Raw genomic sequence first — 11,997 nt, 5'->3', positions numbered from 1 at the left:
CATTTCTCACCTTCATTATTCCTAATAAAAAAAGAATTGTCTAGTTAAAAAAGTTTTTATTTGCGTACTTATTTATGAAAGGAGATTTTAGATGTTCATTCTTTATTTTATTTGTGGTTGTGTGATTGGTTCATTTCTTTGTTTGACTGCAGAACGAGTACCCATTGGTAAATCTATTTTATTTCCTGCTTCTCACTGCTCATATTGTCAGACTAAATTAAAAATGATTGAATTGATTCCGATTATTTCAATTCTATTTTTGCGTTTTCGTTGTCGTTACTGTAAACGTAAATTATCGTGTATTTATTTTTTTAGTGAATTGATTTGTGGATTACTTTGTCTTTTTGTGTCATTTAAGGCTATCTATCCTCTTTACTCCCTTTTCTTTTTACTTATGGGAGTCGTCTTATCTTTGACAGATATTTTTTATTTAATTGTTGAACCTAAGATTTTTTATTTGTTCGCCATCTTCTTATGTATTTGGCATATTTATTTAGCACTGCCAGTCTATCTTTTTACGAGCCTTATTGTTTTTCTATGCTTGCTCAGCTTACGTTATATCCTTAAAGATTCTATTGGCGGCGGAGATATCTTTATCTTAACATTATGGGGAGCACTTTTAGGTGCTGAATCGCTGATTTTTTTATTGTTCATTGCAAGCAGCAGCGGCCTATGCTTTCTTTTATTTTATCGATTGATCTTAAAGAAAAAAATGCAGCAACTTCCTTTTGTTCCTTTTTTAAGTATTGGATTATTTGTTATCTTCTTATGTAAATAGCTAACGAGATAAAAGTCAAAATCCCTTTTATCTCGTTCTATCAAGTTACTTATCTTTCCAATTTTTCCGAATAAAACCAGCTCGTCCAGAACCTTCTTTATATAGGTTGTAATGAACGCTGTGCTTTTTATAATAATCTTGATGGTAGTCTTCAGCTGGATAAAAAGGTTGCGCAGGTTCTATTTTTGTAACAATTGGCTGAGTAAAGCGACCACTCGCTTGTAATGCCGCTTTCGATCTTTCTGCAATTTCTTTTTGCGCTTCATTGGCATAGAAAATGACAGGCCGATAAGAATCGCCACGGTCAGCAAATTGTCCTAATGCATCTGTCGGATCTGTTTGTTGCCAATACGTTTCCACTAGTTTTTCGTAGGGAATGATTGCTGGGTCATAAGTTATTTCAACTGCTTCTGTATGACCTGTTGTTCCTGTTGTGACCTGTTCATAGGTCGGGTTTTCGATATGCCCACCTGTATAACCAGCCACAACTGAAATAATGCCTGGTTGTGTATCAAACGGTTTGACCATACACCAAAAACAGCCACCAGCAAAAATTGCTTTTTCGTAATTATGTTCCATGATTCCTTCACCTCTTCTTTTTACTTATCATAAGCCGAATAAAAGAATAATGATATTGTTTTGCCTATAAAAAATCTATTGACATGGGATGGTTCCCATATGATAAATTAAACAAAAAGAAGGAGCTGTTTAAAAAATGAAAATCATCATTGAAGAAAACTACGAAAAAATGAGTCGTGTTGCCGCAAACATTCTACTAGGTAAAATGTACCAACAAAAACGAGTGAACTTAGCAATAACTGCTGGATCAACACCAATCAAGATGTATGAATACTTAGTTTCAGATGTAAAAAACAAATCTTATCTTGATAATGTTCATTATTACAACTTCGATGAAATCCCGTTCAAACAGAAAAAAGGCTATGGTGTAACAATGACAAATCTCAATAATCTCTTCTTCAAACCAGCAGAAATTCCTGAGAGCCAGATTCATCCCTTAGATGAAAATAACTACAAAACGCAAGATAAGAGGATTCAACAAGATGGCGGATTAGACTTGATTTTGTTAGGTATCGGAGCAGATGGTCATTATTGCGGAAATCTTCCAGGAACAACTAAATTTGAGGATTTAACTTCTTATGTAGGAGAGGACGCCACTAAGAACATGAAAGAGATCTTATTGAGTGAAGTTGGCGGCGATGAAAGTGAGCGTCCAAACTTCTACGTTACAATGGGGCCCAAGAGCGTGATGCATGCAAAAGAAATTGTGCTCTTTGCTACAGGTAAGAAAAAAGCCGCTATCATCAAACGCGCTTTCTTCGGCCCAATCACAAATGAAGTACCAGCTTCTTTATTACAAACACACCCTAATTTAACGATTGTTTTAGATCAAGATGCAGCGTCAGAACTTGATTAAACAAAAAAAAGGCTTGAAATCAATTGATTTCAAGCCTTTTTATTATCTATTATTTATTCAACTCATTCAAAGCATCTTCAGCAGCCATTTGAGCTTCAATATCAGAGATACTGTAGACATTTTCGCTTGCTACGCCAACTTCTTTTGGTTCCATGTTACGGTAACGAGCCATACCAGTACCAGCTGGAATGATCTTACCGATGATAACATTTTCTTTCAAACCAAGTAATGGGTCTTTTTTACCACGGATCGCAGCATCTGTTAACACACGAGTTGTTTCTTGGAATGACGCAGCAGATAAGAAACTGTTTGTTTCTAATGATGCTTTTGTGATTCCTAGTAAGACTGGACGGCTTGTTGCAGGAACGCCGCCGGCTACTAATGTGTCGTAGTTACGATCTTTAAATTCAGCGATATCTAGTAATGTACCTGGTAAGATTTCAGTGTCACCTGGATCCATGACACGAACTTTACGAAGCATTTGACGAACCATTACCTCGATATGTTTATCGCCGATTTCCACCCCTTGCATACGATACACACGTTGTACTTCACGCAATAGGTAGTTTTCAACAGATAAAACATCACGAACTTGTAACAATTGTTTAGGATCGATCGAACCTTCTGTCAATGGCTCACCACGATGGATCGTATCGCCTTCAGCAACTTTCATACGAGCTGTATAAGGAACTGTATACGTACGAGTATCTGTTTTCCCTTTGATCGTTACTTCTTTTTGACGTGTTGCAGGATCTTCAGAAATATCGATCACTTCACCGGTAACTTCTGTGATGACTGCTTGTCCTTTAGGATTACGTGCTTCAAAGATTTCTTGGACACGAGGTAGACCTTGAGTAATATCATCTCCGGCAACCCCACCTGTATGGAACGTACGCATTGTTAACTGAGTACCAGGTTCACCGATTGATTGAGCGGCAATTGTACCAACTGCTTCCCCAACTTCAACACCAGAACCAGTTGCTAAGTTACGGCCGTAACAGTGTTTACATACACCATGTTTGGTATTACATGTAAATACGGAACGAATCGTTACTGTTTCAACACCAGCATCCACGATTTCTCTAGCTAGATCTTCTGAAATCAGTTGATCTTCGCCGATAATCATTTTGCCAGTTTCAGGATGCATCACTGACTTACGAGTATAACGTCCAAGTAGACGTTCTTCTAAAGGTTCAATGATTTCATTCCCTTCACGAATAGATTGGATCACTAGACCACGGTCAGTTCCACAATCGTCTTCACGAATAATAACATCTTGGGCAACGTCAACTAAACGACGAGTCAAGTAACCTGAATCGGCTGTCTTCAAGGCTGTATCGGTCATCCCTTTACGAGCACCATGGGTAGAGATAAACATCTCTAAGACAGAAAGTCCTTCACGGAAGTTCGAGATGATTGGAAGTTCCATGATACGTCCGTTTGGAGCCGCCATCAAACCACGCATACCAGCAAGCTGAGTAAAGTTGGAGATGTTACCACGGGCTCCAGAATCTGACATCATGAAGATTGGATTTTTCGCATCCATACTTTCGATCAGTTTTTGTTGGATCTCATCTTTAGCTTTGTTCCAAACCGCAATAACACGTTCATAACGTTCGTCATCTGTAATCAGACCACGACGGAATTGTTTTGTAATATTTTCGACTTGTTTATGAGCATCATCGATGATTTCTTGTTTCTCATGCAATACCATGATATCAGCGATACCAACGGTCATACCAGCATGAGTCGAATGTTTATACCCTAAGTCTTTCATTCTATCAAGCATCTTAGAAGTTTCAGTGATATGGAATCTCTTGAAGACTTCAGCGATGATATTCCCTAAGTTTTTCTTCTTGAATGGTAAGACTAATTCTTGTTCTTTAATGTGAGCAGGAATATCTGTACCAGCTTCTACAAAATACTTGTCAGGTGTTTGCACCGTTAAGTTGTAATCTGTTGGTTCATTCAAATAAGGGAATTCTACAGGCATGATTTCATTAAAAATGATCTTACCTACAGTTGTGATCAAAAGACGTTCTTTTTGCCAATCCGTAAATGGTTTGTCGCCAAGTAAAGTTGTTTGAACACCGATACGTGAATGTAAATGCACATATCCATTACGCCATGCTAACACAGCTTCGTTCATGTCGCGGAAGATCATGCCTTCCCCTTCACGGTTCTCTTCTTCCATTGTTAGGTAGTAGTTACCTAAGACCATATCTTGAGAAGGTGTTACAACTGGTTTACCATCTTTTGGATTCAAAATGTTTTGAGCAGCTAACATCAGCATACGTGCTTCTGCTTGTGCTTCTTCGTTCAACGGAACGTGAACGGCCATTTGGTCTCCATCGAAATCGGCATTGTAGGCTTCACAAACTAATGGGTGAAGACGGATTGCACGACCTTCAACTAGCACTGGTTCAAAGGCTTGGATACCAAGTCTGTGTAGTGTAGGTGCTCGGTTAAGCAATACTGGATGCTCTTGAATAACTTCTTCTAAGATATCCCAAACTTCATCTTCTCCGCGTTCGATTTTACGTTTTGCGTTTTTGATGTTTGTTGCGATTTCGCGTTGAACTAGCTCACGCATTACAAATGGTTTGAATAATTCAATCGCCATTTCTTTTGGCAAACCACATTGGTACATCTTCAAGTTAGGTCCTACGACGATAACTGAACGACCAGAGTAATCTACACGTTTACCTAGTAAGTTTTGACGGAAACGACCTTGTTTCCCTTTTAACATATGAGAAAGAGATTTCAACGGACGGTTACCTGGTCCTGTAACAGGACGGCCACGACGACCATTATCGATCAACGCATCGACTGCTTCTTGCAGCATACGTTTTTCATTTTGAACAATGATGTTTGGCGCATTTAAATCTAATAAACGTTTCAAACGATTGTTACGGTTGATTACACGACGGTATAAATCGTTCAAGTCAGAAGTCGCAAAACGACCACCTTCTAATTGAACCATCGGACGTAAATCTGGTGGAATTACAGGAATAACATCCATAACCATCCAGCTTGGTAAGTTTCCAGAAGCACGGAATGCTTCTAAAATATCCAAACGACGGATCGCACGTGTTCTTTTTTGACCTTGGGCAGATTTCAACTCTTCTTTTAGTTGAGCTACTTCGCCATCTAAATCAACATTGTCTAATAATTGTTTAACAGCTTCTGCACCCATTGCGGCAGAAAAACCTTGACCATATTGATCACGTTTATCACGGTACTCACGTTCTGTTAATAATTGTTTTTTCTCTAAAGAAGTATCTCCGGCATCAATTACCACGTATGACGCAAAGTAAATGATCTCTTCCAATGCACGAGGACTCATATCTAAGACAAGACCCATACGAGATGGAATACCTTTGAAATACCAGATATGTGAAACAGGTGCTGCTAACTCGATATGTCCCATGCGTTCACGACGAACTTTAGAGCGAGTTACTTCTACACCACAACGGTCACAAACGATACCTTTATAACGAATACGTTTATATTTTCCACACGCACATTCCCAGTCTTTAGTTGGACCGAAAATACGTTCACAGAACAAACCTTCACGTTCAGGTTTTAGCGTACGGTAGTTAATCGTTTCGGGTTTCTTTACTTCACCGTAAGACCAGCTTCTGATCTTTTCTGGAGAAGCTAAACCTATTTGCATACTTTCGAATTTATTTACATCGATCAAAAGGGATTCCCTCCATTCAATTAGTTAGAAAAGCTGAATGAGCTATTCACCGTAGTTTGGAACTAGAAGCAATCATAGTGATCGTTCTAGCCCATAACTAACGGATTTCATTGGCACTTTATACAAAATGTAAAACAATTAGTCTTTTGTATCTTCAGCAGTTTCTATTTCTTGTTCAAGCACTGCATCAGCTGCTTCCTTTGCTTCCGCTGCTTCTTTTTCTAATTGTTTCGCTGATTGTTGTTCTGCGAATTTTGTTAGGGCATCAACGGTGATCAAGTCATCATCATCATCGTCCATATCACGCAATTCGATTTCTTGTTCTTCAATGTCCAATACGCGCATATCTAATCCAAGTGATTGTAATTCTTTTACCAATACGCGGAATGATTCTGGTACGCCTGGTTTTGGAATTGGTTCACCTTTGACGATCGCTTCGTATGTTTTCACACGACCAACCACGTCATCAGATTTGTACGTTAAGATTTCTTGTAATGTGTAAGCAGCACCATATGCTTCCAGTGCCCATACTTCCATTTCCCCAAAACGTTGTCCACCAAATTGAGCTTTACCTCCAAGTGGTTGTTGGGTAACAAGTGAGTATGGTCCAATAGAACGGGCATGCAATTTATCATCGACCATGTGGGCCAATTTGATCATGTACATCACACCAACAGAGATACGGTTATCAAATGGTTCACCTGTACGTCCGTCGTATAGAACTGTTTTCGCATCGCTAGCCATACCAGCTTCACGAACAGTTTCCCAAACGTCATCATCATTTGCACCATCAAATACTGGTGTTGCAATGTGGATACCTAACTGACGAGCAGCCATACCCAAGTGCAATTCTAGTACTTGTCCGATGTTCATACGTGATGGCACCCCTAGTGGATTCAACATGATATCGATCGGTGTACCATCTGGCAAGAATGGCATATCTTCTTCCGGCATAATACGGGATACGACCCCTTTATTACCGTGACGTCCGGCCATTTTATCGCCTTCGTTGATTTTACGTTTTTGAACGATATACACACGAACTAACATGTTTACACCTGGAGATAATTCGTCTCCAGCTTCACGAGTAAAGATTTTCACATCATGAACGATCCCGCCGCCACCGTGAGGTACACGTAGAGATGTATCACGAACTTCACGGGCTTTTTCACCAAAGATTGCATGTAGTAAACGTTCTTCCGCAGATAACTCAGTTACCCCTTTAGGCGTTACTTTACCTACTAATAGGTCACCATCTTTGACTTCAGCACCGATACGAATGATACCCATCTCATCAAGGTCTTTTAATGCATCTTCCCCGACGTTTGGAATTTCACGCGTGATTTCTTCAGGGCCTAATTTTGTATCACGAGCTTCTGATTCATATTCTTCAATATGGATAGAAGTATAGACATCATCTTTCACCAAACGACGGCTCATGATGATCGCATCCTCGTAGTTGTACCCTTCCCATGTCATGAATCCGACAAGGACGTTTTGTCCTAAAGCCATTTCGCCTTCTTCCATAGAAGGTCCATCAGCTAATGTATCGCCTTTTTCAACTTTTTCGCCTAAAAGAACGATTGGACGTTGGTTGTAACTTGTTCCTGAATTTGAACGACGGAATTTTGTTACCATATATTTGTCTAATGCGCCATTGTCACGGCGAACGCGTACTTCTGATGCATCCACATATTCAACGACACCATCATGTTTACATAGTAAAGCGGCACCCGAGTCATGTGCTGACTTGTATTCCATACCAGTTCCCACAAGTGGTGAACGAGGTTGGATCAAAGGCACTGCTTGACGTTGCATGTTGGCACCCATCAAGGCACGGTTGGAGTCATCGTTTTCCAAGAAAGGAATACATGCTGTCGCAACTGCTACTACCTGTTTAGGTGAAACGTCCATGTAATCGACTCTATCGATCGTCACTTCAAGGTTTTCACTTTGCAGACGAGCCATTACTAATTCTTCAGCGAATGTTCCATCTTCATTTAAGCGTGAGTTTGCTTGCGCTACGATATAGTGATCCTCTGTGTCAGCAGTTAGGTAATCTACTTTGTCGGTTACTTTTCCTGTAGCACGATCCACACGACGATACGGTGTTTCGATAAATCCAAATTTATTGACTTTAGCATAACTTGACAAGCTATTGATCAATCCGATATTCGGGCCCTCAGGCGTTTCGATCGGACACATACGTCCATAGTGGGAATAGTGAACGTCTCGAACTTCATAGCCGGCACGGTCACGAGTCAAACCACCAGGTCCTAAGGCAGATAGACGACGTTTGTGTGTCAACTCACCTAGAGGATTTGTTTGATCCATGAATTGTGATAACTGAGAAGAACCAAAGAATTCTTTGATACTTGCCACTACTGGACGGATATTGATCAATTGTTGTGGTGTCAATGTTTCAGTGTCTTGAATAGACATTCTTTCACGAACCACACGCTCCATACGAGCTAAACCAATACGGAATTGGTTTTGTAGTAATTCACCAACTGAACGAATACGACGGTTTCCTAAGTGATCGATATCATCTACGTTACCGATATCTTCTTGTAAGTTAAAGAAATAACTCATTGAAGCTACGATATCTGCTGGACGAACAGTCTTCACACTTGTATCAGGGTAACCATTACCGATTACGTTAACGATACGTTCTGGATCTTTTGGAGAAAGAACTTTGATGACTTGAACTGTCATTGGTTCAGTAACTACACCATCTTCGCTTGGGTAATAGGTTACGCTGTTTAAGCCGTTATCGATATGTTCACCTAAAGTTTCCATTACTTGGTGCGTCAATACTGTTCCTTTTTCAACAATGATTTCGCCAGTTTCAGCATCGATCAATGTTTCACCTAAAGTCAGGTTCAATAAACGAGTTTTTAAGTCTAATTTTTTGTTGACTTTGTAACGACCAACGTTCGCTAAGTCATAACGTTTTGGATCGAAGAAGCGAGCGTTCAGTAAGTTACGAGAACTGTCAGCCGTTTTCGGCTCCCCAGGTCGAAGACGCTCATAGATGTCTTTTAACCCTTCTTCGGTACGAGAATCGCTAGCATTTTTGTGTAAATCTTTTTCGATCGTATTACGTAAGCTTAAGGTTTCACCGAAAATTTCAAAAATCGTATCATCAGAGCCAAAACCTAAAGCACGAACTAATACAGTCAAAGGAATTTTACGTGTACGGTCGATACGTACGTAAGAGATGTCTTTTGCATCAGTTTCCATTTCTAACCATGCACCACGGTTAGGGATCACTGTTGAGCCAAAGCCTTCTTTACCATTTTTATCTACTTTTCCATGGAAATAAACACCAGGTGAACGTACTAATTGAGAAACGATAACACGTTCTGCACCATTGATGATAAATGTTCCCATTTCAGTCATTAGAGGGAAATCACCGAAGAATACTTCTTGTGATTTGATTTCTCCAGATTCACGGTTTGTCAATCGTAGAGTAACGTGTAACGGTGCAGAATAGTTTGCGTCATGTGCACGCGCTTCTTCTACCGTATACTTAGGTTCTTTTAATTCATAATCCACAAATTCCAAAGATAAGTTTCCTTGAAAATCATCGATCGGTAAAATGTCCTCAAACATTTCTCTTAGTCCTTCATCTAAAAACCATTGGTAAGAGTCTGTTTGAATCTCGATCAAGTTGGGTAATTCCAACACTTCACTGATCCGGGCGAAACTTCTACGTTCGCGGTGTTTTCCGTATTTTACTACGTGTCCAGCCAAGCTCTTCACTCCTCTAATTAAAAGTCTATCAAAACACTAACCGAAAATATTTCTTTAATATTACAAATATTAAATATCTGTAATATTGAGCATTTTTTGCAGTTTTTAGGCAAAAAAAACCAAAAATAGAATGTGCTCTTGAAAATTTCTCGTGCGTTTCTACTTTTGTTTCCCTATTAAAAACCGGAACGGACAATATTTCGCTCCTGCTTTGTCATTTTTCAGATAGTTTTTGCATCTACACAGTATACTTTCTTCTATAGTAAAAGTCAAGGGTTTTCGCAAGCATTTATCCTGCTTATAAAACTATGATCAGAGTAGAAATACTTGAATTTTTTATACTGTTTACTTTTTTAAATAATTCAAAATATCATCCATATTTTTTACTGGAACTATCGCCATTTTGGTTCGCAATCGTTCTTTCGTTTTTAGCGCTTCTGCATAATTACTAACGATCGCTTCTGATCCGCTGACATCATCATTTGGTACAAAGAACACATCCATGTTTTCATTATGGGCGGCAAATACTTTTTGTGCAATTCCACCAACTCTTCCAACCGTACCACTAGAAGTAATCGTTCCAGTTCCTGCAATTTTCCTCCCTTGTAACAACTGTTGTCCAGTCAATAAATCATAAATACGTAATGTTAACATCGCACCTCCAGAAGGGCCGCCTACGCCACCAAGATCCATACGAATTTGTTCTTCTCTTTGTTGAACAGCTGGCAGCGCAACTAAGCTATCTTGTGTTAAATTGGTGAAATTGATACTCACATCGTGTTCTTTGTTAGACCTTAGTACCGTTACCGCTGTTTGACCATTTAGCTGTTCTTGATTCGTAAATACTTTTTGATTTACTTTAGTAATGATATCTCCTGGCAACAACGGATCTAATTCACTTTGATCCCGATCAATGAAAATCAAACGTCCGCCGATCATCACCAAATCTGCTTCTTTCCCTGCCAAGCGAAACGCCTGAACGACCGAAGTTTGCTGAGAATTCGCCATATGAGCTTGCTGTACTAAGCGCATGTCCTGTCTTTCAACGTCACTTGTTTCAGGGTTGACCTTCTCAATATCTGCATAAGGGCTCAAAGAGGCCTGTAAAGCACCAAAAAAAGTGGCCTGCCGTCTGGAAACGGTCGTCACAAAAATTGATTCCTCTTTTCTGTTTGAAGTATTAGTCAATGTAACTGCTTTATTCAAAGTTACCAAAGGCCCTGCGGTCATCGTATACAAATTAGGGAGCGGAATAGTAATTGCCACCACGATTAAACCAACTATGATCAAAAGGTAAATCCAACTTTTTTTCAAAAATTTCATTTATTGCACCTCCATTTTTTAGCTTTGACTTTTGCTGATTTGTAAAAAAAGCACTCAACAAAAGTTGAGCACCTTTTTTATTTATCTAAAGAGCAAGTTTTATTGAACAGTGATATCTCCAGTTACTTCAGCATCTTCTTTATCTAAAGTAGCAGAAGTTTTGTATTCTTCTTTTTCAAAAGTTACGTTTCCTTCAACTTTTGTTCCATTTAAAACAAAGCCGTTTGCTTTAACCAAGATATCTCCTTTAACAGTCCCGTTCACAATATTGAAGTTTTCTGTTTCAACGATCAATTGAGGAACCGTTACTGTATACTCAGCTGTCACTTTTTTATCTGAATCTTGCGCGTATAATGCTAATTTTCTATAAATATCGCCTGATTCTTCCCCTTTATCATGGAACTCACCTGCAACAGTTACATCTTTATCAAATGTCAAATCTGCTGTCGCTGCAACGATCCAGTTTCCATCTTTACTTAACGCTTTTTCGATTACTTCTGGTTTATCACTGATTGACGCACCACTGACTGCATCCACACTTGAACTCATTGACGTTTCTGTTTTACTATCAGAAGAACTATCTTTAGACGCTTTATTGTCACTATTACATGCTCCCAATACCAATACTGTTGCCGCCAATGTTCCTAATGTGATCAATTTTTTCGAAATCATACTACATCCTCCTAATTATTGACTATTTATTTAACTAAATAGTAGCATGAACGAGCAAAAATTCACAAAGATATCTCCTTTTATCTGTTTTATTGGAATTAATTTAAAAAATTCACAAAGATCTTTATAGCATGAATTCGTTTTTCCACAAAGTTATTATATGAATTTTCAGAAAATTTAAAATAATCTGTTGACAGCAAGCTCCTCTTTCCTTTATACTAAACACAATTCAAATTGCGGAGGGATTTTTTATGACACACACAATCAACCCACAACTGAATAAAGCTTACTTTAGCTACTTTAGATAGTTTTGTATTCATGCAATCGTGG

7 protein-coding genes are annotated in these 11,997 nt (G+C 39.0%); 2 read left to right on the top strand and 5 right to left on the bottom strand.

The window, feature by feature from the left end; genetic code table 11:
• Positions 1 to 91 precede the first annotated feature (91 nt).
• The gene (locus V192_RS0117280; RefSeq protein WP_025873534.1) at positions 92 to 778 is read left to right on the top strand and encodes a prepilin peptidase; all 687 of its coding nucleotides are present in this window, start codon (positions 92 to 94) and stop codon (positions 776 to 778) included.
• Between the two features lie 45 nt (positions 779 to 823).
• Here the strand turns inward: V192_RS0117280 and msrA are convergent, their stop codons facing one another.
• Positions 824 to 1,357 carry a peptide-methionine (S)-S-oxide reductase MsrA gene (msrA, locus tag V192_RS0117275; protein ID WP_025873533.1) on the bottom strand — a complete coding sequence of 178 codons (534 nt, stop codon included), beginning with the start codon at positions 1,355 to 1,357 and terminating at the stop codon, positions 824 to 826.
• A 136-nt stretch (positions 1,358 to 1,493) separates the two neighbouring features.
• Between msrA and V192_RS0117270 the strand changes: the two genes are divergently transcribed.
• A complete protein-coding gene (locus tag V192_RS0117270) occupies positions 1,494 to 2,213 on the top strand; it encodes a glucosamine-6-phosphate deaminase (RefSeq protein ID WP_025873532.1) in 720 nt (239 codons plus the stop codon).
• A 49-nt stretch (positions 2,214 to 2,262) separates the two neighbouring features.
• Here V192_RS0117270 and rpoC read toward each other — a convergent pair whose 3' ends face one another.
• The 4 genes from rpoC to V192_RS0117250 form a co-directional block, all read right to left on the bottom strand.
• Positions 2,263 to 5,916, bottom strand: coding sequence for a DNA-directed RNA polymerase subunit beta' (rpoC, locus tag V192_RS0117265; protein WP_025873531.1), 3,654 nt, complete (start codon positions 5,914 to 5,916; stop codon positions 2,263 to 2,265).
• 138 nt (positions 5,917 to 6,054) lie between these two features.
• Positions 6,055 to 9,672: a DNA-directed RNA polymerase subunit beta gene (rpoB, locus tag V192_RS0117260; RefSeq protein ID WP_035011569.1), complete on the bottom strand. Its 3,618-nt coding sequence runs from the start codon at positions 9,670 to 9,672 to the stop codon at positions 6,055 to 6,057.
• A 345-nt stretch (positions 9,673 to 10,017) separates the two neighbouring features.
• On the bottom strand, positions 10,018 to 10,995 hold the full coding sequence (locus V192_RS21025; protein ID WP_025873529.1) for a S16 family serine protease: 978 nt from the start codon (positions 10,993 to 10,995) through the stop codon (positions 10,018 to 10,020).
• Positions 10,996 to 11,094: 99 nt separating this feature from the next.
• The gene (locus V192_RS0117250; protein WP_025873528.1) at positions 11,095 to 11,667 is read right to left on the bottom strand and encodes a hypothetical protein; all 573 of its coding nucleotides are present in this window, start codon (positions 11,665 to 11,667) and stop codon (positions 11,095 to 11,097) included.
• Positions 11,668 to 11,997: the final 330 nt, after the last annotated feature.

Source organism: Enterococcus crotali (assembly GCF_000633635.1).
GTDB lineage: Bacteria > Bacillota > Bacilli > Lactobacillales > Enterococcaceae > Enterococcus_L > Enterococcus_L crotali.
Note: the sequence above shows the minus strand (reverse complement) of the source record. Positions and strands in the feature narration are given on the sequence as shown.

Bases quoted from the DNA above. Each gene is read 5' to 3' on its own strand.
- V192_RS0117280 (WP_025873534.1), top strand. From the start codon at position 92: ATGTTCATTCTTTATTTTATTTGTGGTTGTGTGATTGGTTCATTTCTT.
- msrA (WP_025873533.1), bottom strand. From the start codon at position 1,357: ATGGAACATAATTACGAAAAAGCAATTTTTGCTGGTGGCTGTTTTTGG.
- V192_RS0117270 (WP_025873532.1), top strand. From the start codon at position 1,494: ATGAAAATCATCATTGAAGAAAACTACGAAAAAATGAGTCGTGTTGCC.
- V192_RS21025 (WP_025873529.1), bottom strand. From the start codon at position 10,995: ATGAAATTTTTGAAAAAAAGTTGGATTTACCTTTTGATCATAGTTGGT.
- V192_RS0117250 (WP_025873528.1), bottom strand. From the start codon at position 11,667: ATGATTTCGAAAAAATTGATCACATTAGGAACATTGGCGGCAACAGTA.